The organism is Comamonas avium (assembly GCF_014836675.1).
Taxonomy (GTDB): Bacteria; Pseudomonadota; Gammaproteobacteria; order Burkholderiales; family Burkholderiaceae_C; genus Comamonas; species Comamonas avium.
Map to the genome: position 1 here is coordinate 49,031 of NZ_JACSQK010000010.1, position 18,570 is coordinate 67,600.

Genomic DNA, 18,570 nt, shown 5'->3' on the forward strand with positions numbered 1-18,570 from the left:
CACCTGCCTGTCAGCGCATTAACGCGCTGGCAAGTAGCGCGATGGATCTACGGGCTTTCCTTGGCGACGCACTTCAAAATGAAGTTTCACCCGGTCAGCATCCGTGCTTCCCATCTCAGCAATCTTCTGCCCCTTCTTCACATTCTGATCTTCTTTGACCAGCAACTTCTGGTTATGGGCATACGCAGTCAAATAGGTGTTGTTGTGCTTCAAGATGACAAGGTGGCCGTACCCGCGCAAACCTGCGCCGGCATACACCACACGGCCATCGGCCACTGCCAAGATAGGGTCACCGGCCTTGCCAGCAATGTCCACACCTTTATTCGTCGCCTCGTTAAAGCCAGCAATCACTGCTCCCGATGCAGGCCAGATAAAAGCCAGCCCGCTGGCATCACCGCCAGCGGTTGCCTTGGTCGTATCGACAGGAGCAACCGCAGCCGGTGCTGTCGCAGCAGGCGCCGTGCTAGTGCTGCCAGCCGGCGGCAAAGCAACTGGCTGCACTGAAGTTGAAGCCACAGGACGCGCGCCCTCGGCTTCGGCACCCGGCGGCACCACGCGCACGACCTGACCGACCTCGATCAGATCTGGATTGGTAAGACCGCTCCAGCGCGCAATATCTTTCCAGCTTTGACCATGCTCCAAACCGATGCGAATCAGAGTGTCTCCAGGCTGAACGGTGTAATAACCCGGCTTGCCCGCATTTTCAGCGCCTGGCAACTTAGCAGGGTCTACCTGTGTACTGGACTTGGAGCCCCAGCCACCTCGATCCTCCACCGGAGCCTTGTTCACCTGTGCACAACCAGCCAGCAAACCACCAACCACCAGTACTGTGCCCAACGTTCCAAGGCCTCGCGATAACAACATATTTATTTCCCTTTCAGGCAATCCCAGATTTTAGGGGAACAAAGTGCACAGCTTCGAGCACAGATTCTGTAAATCCGTGAGGGGTTTTATCCACCACCAACAAAGCTTGCTGTCCCGTACTTCTTACCGTGGGGGCCACCAGACGGCCCCCCACAACCAATTGATCTAGCCACGCTTTAGGAATTACTTCCCCCCCGGCTGCCGAAATGATGCCTGCATAAGGCCCGCCTTGCGCGTAACCTAACATTCCGTCACCAAACAAAAGCTGCACATTAGTGAGCCTTAAAGCGCGCAAATTGTTCCGTGCTTTTTCATGCAAACCACGCAAGCGCTCAATCGAATACACCTGTTTTGCCACACAGGAAAGCACCGCTGCTTGATAGCCACAGCCTGTACCTATTTCCAAAATCCGCCCCAAACTGCCCGAACTCCGCACGCATTCGGCACCTTCCAGCAACTCAATCATGCGGGCAACCACGCTGGGCTTGGAGATGGTCTGCTGCAGGCCAATGGGCAGGCTGGTGTCTTCGTAGGCCTGATTGACCAGCGCACTATCTACAAACAAATGGCGCTCTACACGCCCTAGCGCACCCAACACGTTCGGAGATTGAATACCAGAGGCGGCCAGACGCTGCACCATTCGCATTCGCACGGCTGCCGAGTCCAGCCCCAGCCCTACAGGGGCCATGGCAGGTGCTGTTGCCACCGCCCGTGCATTCACCGTTTTCGGTGCGGCAGAAGTGGCGATCCATGCAGGAAACCCGGGACGCTTGGGCTGATTCATGCCGCCTCCTGCGCACTGACGGCCATGTCCAGCCGTGATGCTGTCTGCGCCCAGTAAACCAGATGATCGTGGTCCGTCAGATCAACCTTCAAAGGTGTGATGGCCACATGGCCATGGGCTGTTGCATGAAAGTCTGTGCCTTCCGACTCATCCTTGGCGGCACCAGCACTGCCAATCCAGTACATGGTCTCCCCCCGCGGGCTAATTTGCGTGATCACAGGTTCTGCGGAATGGCGACGTCCCAAGCGACAAAGCTTGACTGAGCCCATCTGCTGCAGCGGCAAATTGGGAATATTCACATTGAGCAGCCAGGGCGCGTTGCCAACCAATTGCTGCTGACGCATCTGCTGCACCAGCTGTTTGGCTTTTTGCGCTGCTGAGGCCAGCTCGCCCCAGTCACGCTCCACCTGCGAGAACGCAATGGCAGGCACCCCAAAGAGATAGCCCTCCATGGCAGCGCCGACGGTGCCCGAATAAATGGTGTCGTCCCCCATGTTCGCACCATTGTTGATCCCGGAAACCAGCAAGTCAGGGCGATACCCGAGCAGACCGGTCATGGCAATGTGCACGCAATCTGCAGGCGTACCATTTACATAGCGGAAACCATTGGCTGCGCGCTGTACATACAAAGGTGAGTGCAAAGTCAAGGCGTTGGACTTTGCACTGTTGTTGTGCTCAGGGGCAACCACCTCGACTTCCACACCATCAATGGAAGCCAAGGCATCGTGCAGCGCGACGATTCCGGGCGCCTGATAACCGTCGTCGTTGGAAATGAGAATCTTCATGGGCTCTAAACAGGTTATGCCGATTGTAGGTGGCACAAAGCCAATCGCCATCAGAGTATCTGCAGACGCACGCACAAAGCAGCCGCAGAACACCTCATTAACGCGCAATGCCCGCATTCATCGACACGCTTGCGCAATTTAATGGTCACGCTCTTGCACCACCCAACAAACACACGGCGCCTCTGCGACACTCGCAGAATCTTCAAAATTCGAAAGCAAGCCTGTGGCTGAACGCTCTCCTGCTGATTTCGCTCGCGACACATTAAAGCTGCTCGCAGCACGCCGCCTGCAGCCAACCCCCGAAAACTATCAGGCCATTTACGAAGAAGTGGCAGGGCTGCTGCCGCACATCCCATTCCCCAAAGCACCGCTGCGTCGCATTGCCACCGTTTTACCCAGCCAGACACCGGCGCAGAAACGTATCACCAGAAATTTCTCACAGGCCATCGAAGACGAAGACTGGACCGCACTGCAAAGTGCCATTGCAGATTTTGCCAAACTGGATGTCAACACCAGCGCCCCCCCGCTAGCGCCGCCCGACCTCTTGCCGCAAACGATTGATATATTGCCTCCAAATCTGGCCCATCAATTGGCGCGCCTGATTGAAACCATCATCTCTGCGTTTGGCGAAGAAGATGAACGCATGTACGAGCTGTCTCAGCAACTGGTGAGCTTTTTGCAAAAAGATGCGCCACCAGTTGCCGCGCTGGAGCAGTTGCTCAGCAACTACAGCTACCGCCTGTCTTTCACCGCGGAAGACCAGGCGCAGCGCCGCCTCAGCATTCATGCGCTGCTGCGCATGGTGGGCGAACACATCGTCTCTATTGCCTCGCACGACGAGCCCCTGCAAAAACAGGCCCAGGCCTTATCGAGCGCCATGGAAAAACCCTGGACATTGCGCCAGCTGGACGCCATGCAGGCGCACCTGAAAAGCCTGCTGTTTCGCCACCTTGAAATTGACGGCCACCGCAACGAGGCTCACCAGCAGCTCAAAGACCTGCTGGCGGAACACACCCACCAAATGGCCAGCCTGGGCAAACTCAGCGAGCACCACGCCCACGAACTGCACGACTGCGCAGAGCGCATTCAGCAGGCGCAAGATTTGGGCGATCTGGCGATGGTTCTTCAATCGGTCGTTCAGTCCGGCAGCGCCCTTGCAACCGAAAACCGCCTGGTGCAAGCGCAGCTTGCTGACCTGCGTGAGCAAACTGAAGCACAGGAGCACACCATTGAAGAGCTGGCCATCAGCCTGTCGCATATCGAAGACAGCACCCGCCATGATCCCGAAACCGGGACCTTGAACCTGCTGGGCTTTCACGATGCCTTGATGAGCGAGGCCGCGCGCAGTCACCGCCAAACGCAGCCGATCAGCCTGTCCACACTGCAGGTGGACCACCTGGCTGCCATCGAAGCAGAGGCAGGCCCTACCGCCGTTTCGGCCGCACTCATTCACATGGCGCGGCTGATTCGCAGCACGCTGCGCCCACAAGATGCGGCAGGCCGCACCAGCCCAACCCAGTTTTCCGTGCTATTTCCGGGCACCAAGCCTGCGCAGGCGGCACAGGCCCTGGCGCGCCTGCAAGCGGCCATCAGCGAACGCCCTTTGCTGCATGCCGACCGGCGCTGGACATTGAGCTTCAGTGCCGGGGTGATTGCCTTGAATGACCTCGACACCCCCGCTCAAGCCCTGGCCCGCGCAGCACACGCTTGCGAGCAGGCACAGCACATGGGCATGGGCCGCGTGGCTTTGTCCTGAAGGTTTGGCCATCCAGCGCCGTGGTGCTGCCAACAGGGCACCACGGCTGCGCACCGACCTGCGCATCTGCCTGCGCGCACGCCCCAATTTGGAGCAAGAGGTCTTGCACAAGACCCCTATCACATTTTGCAAATGCAATTCAAGTAAACCGATAGCACCCAAAAGGGAAAATCGCGACAGCAAGCGCTAACGCACACATTGATGCATAGTTTGCGCGCATGAACCTGTGCCGTTTTAGTGCACAGGTATCACATTCCGAAAACTCATAAATAGATTTTTCAAAAAATAAAGATTTATGCCAGATAGCGCTTTATTCACAAGCGCTTATAGCTATTTTAAATATAGCAATAGAGATTAATTTTTCTCATATCTGGCACCTACGAGTCTTTGACCCTCAACCGTCAGCGCTTTTCTCCATGCGCCAGCTGTGGCCCGCGGATGGATCGTTGCTTTGCTGCTTTTCAATGAAAGATCTCTTTCATGCATATCACTTTCAGTGCGTACTACACGCTCATCATGGCTGTCCTGGTTTTGCTGCTGGGCAAGCTACTGGTTTCTCGCGTGCGCTTTCTGCGCGAATTCAATATTCCAGAGCCTGTAGCTGGGGGCTTGGTGGTTGCGGCCGGCATTCTGACCATGAATCAGATCGCAGGCTGGACGTTTGCTTTTGACAGCAGCCTGCAGACCGCCTTCATGCTGGTGTTTTTCTCGTCCATCGGCTTGAGCGCCAACTTCGCCAAACTGCGTGAAGGTGGACTGGGCCTGGTGGTGTTCTTGCTGGTCATCTCCGGCTTCATCGTGGTGCAAAACGGTGTGGGCATGGGCTTGGCCGCTGCACTGGGACTGGACCCATTGATTGGTGTGGTAGCTGGCTCCATCACCCTGGTTGGTGGACACGGCACTGCCGGTGCCTGGGGCACCGTGCTGGAGCAACAATATGGCTTGACCGGCGCCACCACGCTGGGCATTGCCTGCGCTACCTGTGGCCTGGTGATTGGCAGCATCATGGGCGGCCCTCTGGCCAAGCGCCTGGTGAGCCGTTACAAGCTGGCAAAACCCCGCAGCCTGAGCGAGCAAACCCGCAGCGATTTGCCTCCGGTGGCCGAGAACCTGGATGCCTTTGCATTTGAAGCCCCGTCCAAAGCCCCCCGCCTGATCACCTCCGACGCCGCCATCGAAACCATGGCACTGTTTGCAGGTTGCTTGGCATTTGGCGAGTTGATGTCCAACCTGACCAAGGATTCCTCGTTTCAGCTGCCCACCTTTGTGTGGTGCCTGGGCGCTGGCGTTCTGATCCGCAATATCCTGGATTACATCTTTGGCTTCAAGGTGTTTGACCGTGCCATCGACGTATTTGGCAATGCGGCCCTGTCTATCTACCTGGCCATCGCCCTGCTGTCGATGCGCCTGTGGGAACTGGCAGATCTGGCTGGCCCACTGATGATCATCATGCTCGCACAAACCGTGACCATGGCGCTGTTCGCCTACTGGATCACATTCCGTGCCATGGGCAAAGATTACGACGCTGCACTGCTGGCCGCAGGTCAAGTCGGCTTTGGCATGGGCTCCACCCCCACCGCCATTGCCAACATGCAGGCCATTACCAACCAGTACGGTCCTTCGCACAAGGCGTTCCTGATCGTGCCGCTGGTGGGCGCCTTCTTCATTGATATCGTCAACGCCTTCTTGATTCAGGCATCCATCAACTTGGTGCGCTAAAGGCTGTCTACCCACCTTCAGAGAATCCAAAAGTTTACGCTGAACACAAAGCAGCGCAACCAGGCATTTGAAGGGGGTGAAGGGTACTAAATAGGCAGCTGCGGGGCAGACCTACAAACAACCCGGCAGTTTTAACGCACACTGGGGCATTCACTCGACAAGGAGACTGCCCCATGCGTGACGCCAACGCCCAACTGCTTTGCCGCCCAGCCACTGTGCTGGGCGTTGTTGTTTCTGCAGCCTTGCTGGCTGCGTGCAGCTCTGCACCTGAGACGGCTGAAAAACGTTTGGCCTACCAGGTTCCAGACCAGCCTGAAGGCAGCTCGGGCTACACCGAAAAACCAGGCTGGGCCACTGAAAAATTTGCTGTGGCTGCCGCCAATCCGCTGGCCACCGATGCAGGCTATCAAGTCCTCAAGGCAGGAGGCAGCGCCATGGATGCCGCCATTGCCGTGCAAATGGTGCTGGGCTTGGTAGAGCCTCAATCGAGCGGTATCGGTGGAGGCGCTTTTTTGCTGCACGCTGCGGGCAGCAAGGTGGAAGCTTATGACGGACGCGAAACCGCACCGGCAGCCACCACCGAAAACCTTTTCCTGAAGGCCGATGGCAAACCCATGGCCTTTCATGACGCTGTCGTAGGTGGCCGCTCCGTCGGCACCCCAGGGGCGGTGCGCATGCTGGAGCTGGCACACAAGGAGCACGGCAAACTGCCATGGGCCACCTTGTTTGAGCCCGCTATCAGGCTGGCCGATCAAGGCTTCAAAGTGAGCCCGCGCCTCAACAGCTTGCTGTCCAATGAAAAGTTTCTGGCCAGCGATCCCGTTGCCCGCGCTTATTTCTTTGGTGCTGATGGCAAACCTTTGCCTGTAGGCGCAGTGCTGAAAAACCCCGAATACGCCCAGGTGCTGCGCGCCATTGCCAAGCAAGGCAGCAAGGCCCTGCACGAAGGGGAAGTGGCGCAGGCCATTGTGCAAAAAGTACGCAGCCACCCCACCAACCCGGGGGTTCTGTCGACCCAGGATCTGGCCAATTACCAACCCAAGAAACGGGCAGCGCTGTGCTACGACTGGAACCTGCCAGCCACACAAGGCATGCCCGTGCGCAGTTACCAGGTGTGCGGCTTCCCGCCCCCCAGCTCAGGCGCGATTGCGATTGGCCAAATTCTGGGCATCTTGGGCCACACCCCAGCTGCACAAATGCCGCTGGGACAAGACGGTCTGCCCACGGCAGACTGGCTGCACTTTTACACCGAGGCATCCCGCCTGGCATTTGCCGATCGCGCACTCTACGTGGCTGACCCCGATTTTGTTCAGGCCCCCGGCAACAGCTGGATGAACCTGCTGGACAACCGCTATCTGAAAGAACGCTCCAGCCTGATTGGCCAGCAAAGCATGAAGGTGGCACAGGCGGGCAACCCCGCCAAGTTCAAGGTCAGCCAAGCCCCGATGCCCGAGCAGATCGAATACGGCACCAGCCACATCAGCATCGTGGATGCCTTTGGCAACGCACTGGCCATGACCACCACCATTGAAGACCAGTTTGGCAGCCGCCAGATGGTCAAGGGCTTTTTGCTCAACAATGAGTTGACGGACTTCAGCATGGCCCCGAAAGCCGCTGACGGACAGCCCATTGCCAATCGGGTCGAGCCCGGCAAACGCCCTCGCTCATCCATGGCCCCCACACTGGTGTTTGACAAGGCAACGGGCAACGTCATCATGAGTGCCGGCAGCCCTGGCGGCGCACAGATCATTCACTACACAGCCAAAACTTTGCAAGGGGTGCTGGACTGGGGTTTGACGCCGCAGCAAGCCATCAATCTGCCCAATTTCAGCAGCTTGAACGGCCCCACGCTGCTGGAGGCCAAACGCTTCCCGGCATCCACCGTTGAGGCCTTGAAGGCCCGTGGCGCCGAGGTCAAAGAGCAAGATCTGACCAGTGGCCTGCAAGCCATTACACGCGGTGAAGCACACGGCAAAGTATTTTGGTTTGGCGGTGCTGATCCACGCCGTGAAGGCGTGGTGATGGGAGATTGAGCGCACAGCACACCAAAGCCCCATAAAAAAAGCCTGACAGCTTCACGCTGTCAGGCTTTTTTGCGCTCAGGCTTGCCGGCCTGAGGCCGCGTTGCGTCAGAACTGGTAGTTGGCACTTACCAGGAATGAGCGCGGTGCGCCTGGCATGGCGTTGGAGCGCCAGTACTCCTTGTCCAGCAGATTGGAGACCGCCATCGTCACCGTCCACGGTTCTGCGCGCCAGCCTACCAGCGCATCCCAGCGGGTGTAGCCCGGCAAGCGTGCTGTGTTGGCCGCATTGCTCCAGCGCGCGCTGGTATGGGTCACGCCCACCTCTGCATACCACGGACCGGCAGGTGCATAGCGCACAAACAGATTGCCGTTGCGCTTGGCCGTGTTTTGCAAATCCAGACCGACATTGGCTGGGGCCTGCTGGTCTTCAACCACCTTGGCACTCATGAAACCCACACCGCCGCGAACATACCAGCTAGGGGCCAGACGGCCCGAAGCGCTCAGCTCGACACCCCGCGAACGCTCCTTGCCACGGATTGCCCAGATTGTGGGCTGATTGGTGGCATCGGGGCGGTAGCGAATGTTGTAGTGCTCCAGCTGATAAACCGCCATTTGTGTGGACAAGGCGCCATCGAACCAGTCGCTCTTGAGGCCCGCTTCAATCTGGCGAGAGTGCTGTGGCTGGTCGTCATAGACCGCCGTCGCCGACGTATCCACCGAGATGGTGCCGCGCCCGCCGTAAGGCGAGTAGCTCTTGCTGTACGAGGCGTACAGACTCTGGCTAGGCACAGGCTGCCAGACCACACCCACGCGGGGGCTGGTGGAGCTGCCCTCGTAACCGCGCTCAAACCCCGTCACGTAGTTGGTGGAATGAAACTTGAACCGGTCATGGCGCATGCCCAGCAGCACTTTCCACTGCTCTGTCAGGCTGATCAAATCCTGCAGGTACACCGCCTCGGTTTCTCCCTCGTGGCGATTGTTCTGCGTGGGAGCTACCCGGGCTGGTCGTGCCGGCCATGCGCCTGTATTCGGATTGAACGGATCGTACGAGAACGAGCCGGGCACCGTGCCATACACCTTGGGGCGACGCAGCTCCTCGCTGAGTTCCACCCCCACCAGCAGATCGTGCCCGATGCTGCCCGTATTGAACTTGCCAGTCAGATCTACGGTGTTGGCAGTGGTGCGGTTCACGGTCTCCTGCCATGCGTAGTTGGGCCGAATCAGACCCGTGGCTGCGTTGTAGGTGCCCCCAAAGTAGTGGTCAAAATCTTGATTGGCCTCGCGCTGGCTGGCCACCCAGCGCACGCTCCATTTGTCATTGAAGTCGTAGCTCAGGTCAGAGCGAGCCACCTTCAACTGGTCTTGCACATAGTCGCCCGGATGTTGAAAGCCCGTGCGAATGGAGACCCCGGCTGGCATGTTCTCATAGGCTGGCCCGCGGTCTGGTACGCGCCAGACGCTGTCATAGGTGTACTGCCCCGTCCAGCGCAGCCCGTTACGCATATTGATCAGGATGCTGGGCGAGATCATCTCGTTCTTGTTGCGAATGCCATTGCGAAAGCTGTGCGCCTGCTCGCGATCCGCCGTCACACGCACCACCACATTGGGGTTGATCACATGGTTGATATCAATGGTGCCGCCCACGTTTTCCCAGGACCCGCCGCGCAGCATCACGCTGCTTTTGCCATCAAAGCGCGCCTGCTTGCTCACCATGTTGATGATGCCGCCACCGCCGCCACGGCCATACAGCACCGAGCCGGGACCTTTCAGTATCTCGATACGCTCCACGTTGGCCGTGCTGCGGCGCACCTGCCCAGATTCACGGACACCGTCACGGTAAATGTCCCCTGCATCCGCACTGAAACCGCGAATCAGCACGCCTTCACCACGCATGTCGTAGGTGGTATTGACGCCCGGAACACCATCGAGCATGACGGACAGGTCATTGATGCCGTAGCTCTTGTATTTGTTGACTTCCAGCGTATCGATGGTCTGCGGAATGTCTTTGGGCGCCATGTAGGTTTTGGTCGCCGTGGTCACACCTTCTGGGCGCACATCGTCCGCATCGTATTCCGAGGCCTTCACCTGCACGACAGGCAGTGCTTGAACCTCTTGCTCCGTCATCTCCTGCTCCTGCTCCTGCGCCTGAGCCAGGCACTGCACCCCCAGCATCAGCACCGCCACCACCACAGGCCTCAGCACACCGGCTTGACCTTGGCCAGCGCCCCGAGTCAGGACTTGTTTGTTGCGCGTCATCACGCCCTCCCTCCGGGCTTTTACAGCCCTTGAAATGAAAGAATTAGATTCTAAATGAGAATCAGTATTAATTAGATCTGATATTGGTCAAGTTTGAAAGTCGTGGCATTCCTGCCACAAGCACCTGGGTGAAGGTAGTGGCTGTGCAGCACCGGCCATTGCTGCATCGCCATCCCAGGACCTAAAAAATGTCTGCAAAGCGCTCAGGTGGCTGCGGCCGCCACAGCCGCCTTGAGCAAGGCGCGTCGCTTGAAATAGCGCTTGCATCCTTAAACTGTTCATGGCGAACCCAAACAGGCCTGCAGTTGTCTGGATGGGCTGTGCACCGCGCAAAACCACATTCCGATGCTTTCTTCCTACAACTGAAGCCCCTGTTTACCTGTGCCGCTGCCAGCCACTGTTGCTATGGTTCTTTCAACCTTTTTTGACGCTCATCGCTGATCCCTCATGGCTTTACGTCTGCGCTTCACTCTCTGCGTTACTGCGGCATCCATGCTGCTGCTCAGTGCCTGCGGTTTACCACCAGCCTCGCACCCTGCGCCCGACAGCCAGGCCATTGCGCCAGATATCTCCGCCAGCACCCATCTGGGGCAAGCACACGCGGCCTTGCGTGCCAAGGCACGAGCTGGCGCCACGCAGTCCGGCATCTATGCCCTGTACGACCCGCAAGAAGCGTTTGCTGCGCGCAGCTTGCTGGCGCGTGCGGCCCAGCAAACGCTGGATGTGCAGTACTACATCTGGCGCAATGACAAAACGGGCTTGCTGCTGCTGCACGAACTTTTGAGGGCTGCGGACCGGGGTGTGCGCGTGCGGCTGTTGATCGATGACGGCGGCACCTCCGGGCTGGACGACGAACTGCAGGCGTTGAGCCGCCACCCGAATGTGCAAGTGCGTCTGTTCAACCCCTTTGCGCTGCGTGGCTGGCTCAAGCCCGTGGGCTACGTCACAGAATTCAAGCGCGCGAACCGGCGCATGCACAACAAATCTTTGTCAGCCGATGGACAGGCCAGCATTGTGGGTGGCCGCAATGTCGGCAATGAATATTTTGGCGCGACCGATGGCGTGTTGTTTGCCGACTTGGACGTGCTCACCATTGGCCCCGTGGTGCAAGCCATTGAGCAAGACTTTGATCGTTACTGGAACAATGTCGCAGCCTACCCAGTTGACCAAGTTGTACGCCAAGCACCACGACTGACCCTGGATGCACTGCGCAGCAACGGCGCAGCGCTAGAGCAATCGCCGCAGGCACAAAGCTACCGCCACGCCCTGGAAAACACACCGCTGGTGCAGCACCTGTTGCAAGCACAGCTTCCCATGGAGTGGGCGGCGGCGCACCTGGTCAGTGATCCCCCAGAAAAAATTCAAGCCCAGGCCGAGCACAAAACCTTGATTGGCGAGCAAATGCGCAGGGCCATTGGGATACCCAAGCAGTCGCTCGATCTGGTCTCGCCCTACTTTGTGCCGACACAGGCCGGGGTAGAGGCCTTTGCACAACTGCGCTCACAGGGCCTGCGCATACGCATCTTGACCAATGCGCTGGAGGCCACAGACGTCGCCATCGTTCACGCCGGTTATGCCAAGTACCGCAAGCAGCTGCTGCAAGCGGGCATTGAGCTGTACGAAATGCGCGGGCAGGCACCGGAGTACGCCGGTGAAGATGAAAAACTCAAGCTCAATTTCACTCAGTTCGGCAGCTCAGGCACCAGCCTGCATGCAAAAACCTTTGCAGTCGATGGTCAGCGTGCCTTTGTCGGCTCATTCAATTTCGACCCGCGCTCCATGCTGCTCAACACCGAGATGGGCCTGCTGATTGAAAGCCCCACCCTTGCCAAGCAAATCAGCGAAAGCTTTGACTCGCAAATCCCCTCGCGGGCCTTTAGGGTGAGCCTGGACGACGAAGGCCATTTGCGCTGGATCAGTGGCGTGGGTCAGCCACCGCCGCAATACACCACTGAGCCACAGACACGGTGGTATCAGCGCTGGACGATATGGTTTTTAGGTCTGCTGCCTATTGAATGGTTGCTCTAAAAAATATTCATAGATTTCCTCTGCGTACCGACGAAGGGCACTACCATTTCAGGCATGCCCCGCCAGAACACCTGCCCTGCAGACTTTCCGTCATTCATCTTGCGCCAGATTGAAGAAGTTGCCCAACGCATCGTCACTGCACGCAAAGCCCGGGGAGAAACGCAGGCGCAGTGGGCCGAAAAACTGGGCATCTCGCAGCCCACCATGGCACGCATAGAGCGCGGCGACCCAGCTATTGCCACCGCGACATATGTCATGTGTCTGTGGCTGGTCAACCCACAGCTGAACCTGCTTGGGTTACTGGGCAGTTGCGCCCCTGCACAGCCTGATTTCCTGGTTCCGGTGACTCAAGCCCAAACCCTGAATACCGCTTCTGTGGCCGATGAGTTTGCCGAGCTGCTGGCCCAGTGGCCCATGTGCAGTCAGTAAGTGCAGTGAGGTGGGAGCAATGGGCGGGTGCTGCAGGCGCGGCAAAAGCGGCCAGATACTTCTGCGCCTAATCCCCAAAGCGCTCGCGGTAAGCCACAGGGGTGATGCCCAGCCGTTTTTGAAACAGATGACGCAGCGCTTGCTCAGAGCCCAGACCGACCTTGGCGGCAACCGTTTTCAATGGCAAATCGCCGCGTGTTTCCAGCAATTGCTTGGCCCCCTCAAGGCGTGCGTTCTCCACAAAAACACTGGGGGGACAGCCTGCTTCCTGCTGAAAAATGCGACGAAAGTTGCGCTCGCTCATCGCCGCCTTGCCCGCCAGCAGGGCCAGCGGCATGGGCTGATCCAGATGCTCCAGCACCCACTGCTGCACCATGCCAATACCGCTGTGCTGCGTAGCCTGCGCGGCCAGAGATACGCTGAACTGCGACTGACCGCCCGGGCGTTTGAGATACATGACCAGGTCGCGCGCCACCTGCAGTGCCAGCGCATGGCCAAAGTCATGCTCCACCACCGCCAGCGCCAGATCAATGCCGGCAGTGACGCCGGCTGAAGTCCAGAGCTGACGCTTACCGTCGCTGTCCTTGATTTCGTCGCACACATAGATTGCATCGGCATCCACCTGCACCCGCGGATAACGCTGGGCAAGCGCTGCGGCCACACTCCAGTGCGTCGCCGCACGGCGATCATCGAGCAGACCGGCTGCCGCCAGAAAGAAGCTGCCGCTGCACAGCGCGATCATGCGACCGACCCCGGGAGCCACTCGCGCCACCCAGTCCACCAGCTCGGGCGAAGCCGCCAGCACCTGCTCGATATGGCGCGCACCCACCAGCAGCACCGTGCAGCCCGTGCCCTCGGCTTCAACCTGCGCCAGGGTATGGCTGGCCTGCAAGCCCATCAAGGTATCCGAAGGCACCTGACCGGCCTGTGAAGCCACCACCCGCACCATATATCCGTCAGGCAGGCCTTTGTGCCTCAAATGCACATTGGCATAGTCAAACACGGACATGGGACCTATGGCCTCCAGCGCCTTGAAGCCGGGGTAGACAACCAGATCGACGCGGTGGGCGCCAGCGTGATGGTGTTCCATACAAAAATCAGAGCAGTTCGAGCATTTACAACCAGCGCTGCAGGCACTTGCAGCGCACAGACCCAGACTATACGCAAGCCCTCTGGGCACCTGGTTGTGGCAGGTGCATCCACTGCTAAAGTCCAGGGCTTCTGCCCCTTTTCCTGCCCATGATTCCCGGACCGCTTTTCACGCTGCCCATGTTGCTGCTGCTGCTCGCCCCCTGGGTGGCAGCCGGCCTGAGCCTGTGGCTGCTGCTGCGCGGGCTGTTCTGGTGGCTGCGCCATAGGCACACACCCGCCTCTGAACGCCCGCCGTTCTGGCACTGGCTCGTCGTGGTGGTGGCGATACTGGCCCTGGCCGGCGATCTATGGGGCCTGGTGCTGGCGCGCAAGCTGGTGCAGATTGAAGAGGCCGTGACGCTGCGGGCACACTATCGCGAGAGCCGACAGCGCTTTGTGCTGCCCGAGGACTTCCGCTATGGCGAGCTGCTATTTCCCAAAGGCACTCTGATCAATCGCTACGACGCCTTTGACAACGGCGAGCGCCAGCGACCGCTTGGTCTGCGAGGACTGAGTGCGGCGCGCTTCACGCAGCCAGTCCAGATCGCGGGCGCCTGGGTCAGCGCCATCGGCAACGGCGGGTTGGAGCTGGCCCGCGACCAGCGCCTCGGCCCGGTATTCCATTTCGACCCCGACGCTAAGCCAGGTTATGGCGCCTGGGTGGTCGACCCGAAGCGCCCCAATCTGCAATGCCGCAAGGGCGATACCGCCAGCCTGCATGTGCCCTTGATCGACCATGACATCCAGGCCGAGTTTCTGGTCGGAGCGCCTGACGGCCCCAAGGCGCGCTACCGTCCCAGTCAATGGGGGTTCATCGATTGCCAGGAGGGCAAGCCCGCAATTGAAGTGCAACCCGCCTATGAAGGCCCTGCACCGCCAGGCGCACAGCTGCCGGTATGGGGAACGCTGATACCGAATGAGGATTGAGCTGGAGACGCCGGGCGCACCAATGCTCTCTGTGCTGCCCGGGATGATCCGGCTCGGGTGTGGCGAGCAGATCTCCCTCGATCATTGGCGCGCCTTGCAGCGCCGGCCTCGCCTTTGTCTGGAACGAGGCCAGCCAGCACCATGACCCCATTTGCTGGTGCGGTCAGCACACCCAAGCTGGCTTCGGCTTGATGACAGACCTGACGAGCTGCCCTTCCTGCAAAGGAGCTTTCCAATCAACCTCGCGGGATCAGTCGCCTCATAGGCTGTGCCGGAAATTTCAATGCTTCGACGCATGCAGCCTGAACCACCAGCAAGAACGCGGTCAAGTTGCGGATGATGTTCAAGGGTCCACCAGTGGCAGGATGGATGCTGACCATGCCAGCCCCGATGTTGGGGGCCTCAGCCGGAGTGCAAAGCGGCTGATCAGGATTCATGGCATCGCCAGCCGACGAAAGACGATCCAGCGAACCGTGTGACATTCGGCCAAAGAGCCGCCATCTGCGGCCACGAATTTCCATAGGGCAGCGGGATCACCTACATTCACACTTCACAACCGGTACGCCCAGCCAGGCCTCGGCCCCGCCTCGGGCAGCCACCGCATCCTCAGCCTTCCAAGAAAGACCTGCCATGAAATCCCGCGCCGCTGTTGCCTTTAAAGCTGGTGAACCCCTGCAAATTGTGGAAATCGACGTCGCGCCCCCGCAAAAAGGCGAGGTGCTGATCAAAATCACCGACACCGGTGTGTGCCACACCGATGCATTCACCCTGAGCGGTGAAGACCCCGAAGGCTTGTTCCCCGTTGTACTGGGCCATGAAGGCGCCGGCATTGTGGTGCAGGTGGGTGAAGGCGTGACCAGCGTCAAACCCGGTGACCATGTCATTCCTTTGTACACCGCCGAATGCGGCGAGTGCCTGTTTTGCAAGAGCGGAAAAACCAATCTGTGTACCGCTGTGCGCGCCACCCAGGGCAAAGGCGTGATGCCCGACGGCACCACCCGCTTTAGCTACAACGGCCAGCCCATCTACCACTACATGGGTTGCTCCACTTTCTCGGAGTACACCGTGGTGGCCGAAGTCTCGCTGGCCAAGATCAACCCCGATGCCAACCCAGAGCAGGTCTGCCTGCTGGGCTGCGGCGTAACCACCGGTCTGGGCGCGGTCAAGAACACCGCCAAGGTACAAGAAGGTGACACCGTGGCTGTGTTTGGTTTGGGAGGCATTGGCCTGGCTGTCATTCAAGGCGCCCAGCAAGCCAAGGCGGGCCGCATCATTGCCGTGGACACCAACCCCAGCAAGTTCGATCTGGCCAAGACTTTTGGCGCCACCGACTGCATCAACCCCAAGGACTTTGACAAGCCCATTCAGCAAGTCATCGTAGAGATGACCACCTGGGGCGTGGACCACAGCTTTGAGTGCATTGGCAATACCAGCGTGATGCGCGCCGCACTGGAATGCGCGCACCGTGGCTGGGGCCAGAGCGTGATCATTGGTGTGGCCGGTGCAGGCCAAGAAATCTCCACCCGCCCCTTCCAGCTGGTAACCGGCCGCAAGTGGATGGGCACTGCGTTTGGCGGCGTCAAGGGCCGCAGCGAGCTGCCCGGCATGGTGGAAGACGCAATGAGCGGCAAGATCCAGCTCGAACCCTTCGTCACCCACACCATGGGGCTGGACAAGATCAACGAAGCGTTTGACCTGATGCACGAAGGCAAGTCGATCCGCTCGGTGGTCAAGTACTGACAGAACCCGCCACCAGGCATGGTGTGAACTACCGCAATTAACAAAGGCCACCGCTAGCGGTGGCCTTTGTTGTTTCTAGCAGTCAGCGCCGGCAGGGCTCTCAGACCAGACTCTCTCCGCTAAGCTGCGCCTGGCGCACATCCTTGAAGACTCCCACACTCAAAACAGCCAGCACCCCCACCGTAATGATCGGCCAGATCAGCACATAAAAGCTCAACCAAAAAACAGACATAAGAGCACTCCTTCACAAACAAAACAAACAAAAAGTCGGGGCATGGGCACGTTAACGTGCCTGAAAACTGGTGATGCGCTGACCAATCAGGTCAAAGTCAAAGCGCTGGCGATTGCCTAGGCTGAGCAAGGTGCAGACCAGCGCGCTGACGCCATAGGCCAGCAGTGAGCTGAGCAGTACCTGGTAGTTGCGCAGCTGATCCATCGCCCAGGGCATCAGGGCCAGCGCTGCAAGCAGCCCAATGCATAAGCCAGCGCGTCGACCCAGCAGGCCAAATGCCATCAGGCCAATCACCACGCCACCACCGATACAGCCCAGAAACTCCAGCACATAGGCCGTACCCCCAGTTAATGGCAGCAGGTTAAAACGCACCAGCAAAAACACCGTAAACGCAGACAAGACAGCCAAGGTAAAGGCCTTGTTACTGACCTGATCCCAGTACAGGCTGACGATGACCGGAAAAACAATGCAGCCCCACAGCGCACCCACAAACACCAGCATGGAAAGGATGTCCAGCTTGAGATAGGCAAAGCAAACCCCCAGTGTTGTGGCCAGCACCATCGTCAAACGACCCAGCCAAACCATAACGTGGGGATTCGGTTTACCGCGCGCCAGGTTTTTTCCATAGATATCCGTCATGGCAATGGAGGCCAGGGCAGCCAGATCAGAGTCAGCAGTTGACGACAACGAGCCAATGACCAGGATGAAGAACAGACAGATCAGTGCCGGTGGCAAATAGGTAGCAGCCATCTGAGGCACCAGATTATTCAGATCGCCATTCAATGGCACCACCCCAGCCAGCAGCGCTAAAAAGCCCAGCATGCCAAGGCCGATGACGATAGCGCCATAGCCCACCGAGGCAGTCAGAAAAGTCGGCTTGATCAAATCCTCGCGCACCGCAAACAAGCGCTGCGCAATGGTCTGATTGCCAATGGCATAGGCCAGCACGGCCACAAAGTACGGGGCACCTTGTTCGAGAATGGCTTTTTCAGAAAAAAAGCTCGCCTGCTCTACATCCAGACGGTGCCAGCCCTGCACAAACAGATCCGGGCCTCCCAGCGCGAAGAACATGAACGGAATGATGATCACCGCAGCCAAAATCATGGCTACCAGTTGGGCGAAATCGGTCAGCACCGATGCTCTGAAACCCGACCACAGCGTATAGGACAACACACCCACAGCGACAATCAGCACCCCTTGCAGGAAGCTCAATGGCGACAACATGGAGACCAATGCGCCAGCTGCTGTGAAATTAACCATCAGGCTGATGACGCTGCCCAATACATTGGACAGCGCCAGAATCATCTGACTGCATCGCCCATGCCGGGCATGCATGATTTCTGCCAGCGTATGGGCATGCGGGGCGATCTGACGAAAACGTTTGCCAAAAGGGTAGACGAACAAAATCATCAGCGCGCCCCAGAACCCGTAATGCACAGCACCGGACAGCCCGTATTGATAGCCAGAGGTGGCTGCGGCGTAAATGGAGGCCGCCCAGACCCAGGTGGCGGTCATGCTGGAGGCAGACATGCCAAAGCCGATGGAACCGTTGGATGTCATGTAGCCGTCGGCGCTCTCCTCCTTCTGGCCAATGCGCATGGTCATCCAGAAAGACAAGCCGTAGAAGGCAAATAACAAAAGTAAAACGGTTGTCAGCGATAGCTGCTGCATGGGTGCTCCACAGAAAGCGGTTGTGCTCTGTGGTGACAGACAAATGCGCGCAGCCCTGCACACCACGTGTCAGAGCGACTGCGGTGCAGATCAAGGGTTTTGCGAATATGTTCAGCTGCGCCCAAATGGGCGCTACCGCAGACAAAACCGCCAAATTAAAAAAAAGACCGGAAGCGGCTTGCGAGAGCAGCCTTTCCGGGATTTGCAGCCTTGTGGGCCTGTTG

Annotated in this window: 14 protein-coding genes; 7 read left to right on the forward strand and 7 right to left on the reverse strand. The window is 58.7% G+C overall.

Annotation, left to right across the window (positions count from 1 at the left end):
* Nucleotides 1-18 precede the first annotated feature (18 nt).
* From H9646_RS17255 to surE, 3 genes are read right to left on the reverse strand one after another with little or no spacing between them, the layout of a single operon-like run.
* A complete protein-coding gene (locus H9646_RS17255) occupies nt 19-864 on the reverse strand; it encodes a peptidoglycan DD-metalloendopeptidase family protein (protein ID WP_191724635.1) in 846 nt (281 codons plus the stop codon).
* 13 nt (nt 865-877) lie between these two features.
* Complete coding sequence (locus tag H9646_RS17260; protein WP_191724636.1) at nt 878-1,648, reverse strand: protein-L-isoaspartate(D-aspartate) O-methyltransferase; 771 nt, start codon at nt 1,646-1,648, stop codon at nt 878-880.
* Nucleotides 1,645-2,433, reverse strand: a complete 789-nt coding sequence (gene surE / locus H9646_RS17265) for a 5'/3'-nucleotidase SurE (RefSeq protein ID WP_191724637.1) — start codon at nt 2,431-2,433, stop codon at nt 1,645-1,647. Before surE ends, H9646_RS17260 begins: the two co-directional genes overlap by 4 nt.
* A 223-nt stretch (nt 2,434-2,656) precedes the next feature.
* Between surE and H9646_RS18685 the strand changes: the two genes are divergently transcribed.
* From H9646_RS18685 to H9646_RS17280, 3 genes are all read left to right on the forward strand, one after another.
* Entirely contained in the window at nt 2,657-4,189 is a 1,533-nt protein-coding gene (locus H9646_RS18685) for a GGDEF domain-containing protein (protein WP_191724638.1), read from the forward strand.
* 480 nt (nt 4,190-4,669) lie between these two features.
* Complete coding sequence (gene gltS, locus H9646_RS17275) at nt 4,670-5,908, forward strand: sodium/glutamate symporter (protein ID WP_191724639.1); 1,239 nt, start codon at nt 4,670-4,672, stop codon at nt 5,906-5,908.
* Between the two features lie 173 nt (nt 5,909-6,081).
* Entirely contained in the window at nt 6,082-7,941 is a 1,860-nt protein-coding gene (locus H9646_RS17280) for a gamma-glutamyltransferase family protein (RefSeq protein ID WP_191724640.1), read from the forward strand.
* Between the two features lie 96 nt (nt 7,942-8,037).
* Here the strand turns inward: H9646_RS17280 and H9646_RS17285 are convergent, their stop codons facing one another.
* The gene (locus H9646_RS17285) at nt 8,038-10,188 is read right to left on the reverse strand and encodes a TonB-dependent receptor (RefSeq protein ID WP_225214295.1); all 2,151 of its coding nucleotides are present in this window, start codon (nt 10,186-10,188) and stop codon (nt 8,038-8,040) included.
* Nucleotides 10,189-10,635: 447 nt separating this feature from the next.
* On the opposite strand from H9646_RS17285, the gene H9646_RS17290 reads away from it, so the two are divergent.
* Both H9646_RS17290 and H9646_RS18505 read left to right on the forward strand, forming a co-directional pair.
* Nucleotides 10,636-12,216, forward strand: a complete 1,581-nt coding sequence (locus H9646_RS17290; RefSeq protein WP_191724641.1) for a phospholipase D family protein — start codon at nt 10,636-10,638, stop codon at nt 12,214-12,216.
* A 54-nt stretch (nt 12,217-12,270) separates the two neighbouring features.
* Entirely contained in the window at nt 12,271-12,645 is a 375-nt protein-coding gene (locus H9646_RS18505) for a helix-turn-helix domain-containing protein (protein ID WP_225214296.1), read from the forward strand.
* Nucleotides 12,646-12,712: 67 nt separating this feature from the next.
* Here the strand turns inward: H9646_RS18505 and H9646_RS17300 are convergent, their stop codons facing one another.
* A complete protein-coding gene (locus H9646_RS17300; protein ID WP_191724642.1) occupies nt 12,713-13,735 on the reverse strand; it encodes a GlxA family transcriptional regulator in 1,023 nt (340 codons plus the stop codon).
* A gap of 149 nt (nt 13,736-13,884) precedes the next feature.
* Here H9646_RS17300 and H9646_RS17305 point away from each other — a divergent pair, with 149 nt between their 5' ends.
* Together H9646_RS17305 and H9646_RS17310 are read left to right on the forward strand one after the other, a co-directional pair.
* Nucleotides 13,885-14,703, forward strand: a complete 819-nt coding sequence (locus tag H9646_RS17305) for a hypothetical protein (RefSeq protein WP_225214297.1) — start codon at nt 13,885-13,887, stop codon at nt 14,701-14,703.
* Nucleotides 14,704-15,333: 630 nt separating this feature from the next.
* Nucleotides 15,334-16,443, forward strand: coding sequence for an S-(hydroxymethyl)glutathione dehydrogenase/class III alcohol dehydrogenase (locus H9646_RS17310; protein WP_191724643.1), 1,110 nt, complete (start codon nt 15,334-15,336; stop codon nt 16,441-16,443).
* 100 nt (nt 16,444-16,543) lie between these two features.
* Here H9646_RS17310 and H9646_RS18510 read toward each other — a convergent pair whose 3' ends face one another.
* Together H9646_RS18510 and H9646_RS17315 are read right to left on the reverse strand one after the other, a co-directional pair.
* Nucleotides 16,544-16,675: a putative transporter small subunit gene (locus H9646_RS18510; protein WP_225214298.1), complete on the reverse strand. Its 132-nt coding sequence runs from the start codon at nt 16,673-16,675 to the stop codon at nt 16,544-16,546.
* A 51-nt stretch (nt 16,676-16,726) separates the two neighbouring features.
* Complete coding sequence (locus H9646_RS17315; RefSeq protein ID WP_191724644.1) at nt 16,727-18,346, reverse strand: sodium:solute symporter family protein; 1,620 nt, start codon at nt 18,344-18,346, stop codon at nt 16,727-16,729.
* Nucleotides 18,347-18,570 lie beyond the last annotated feature (224 nt).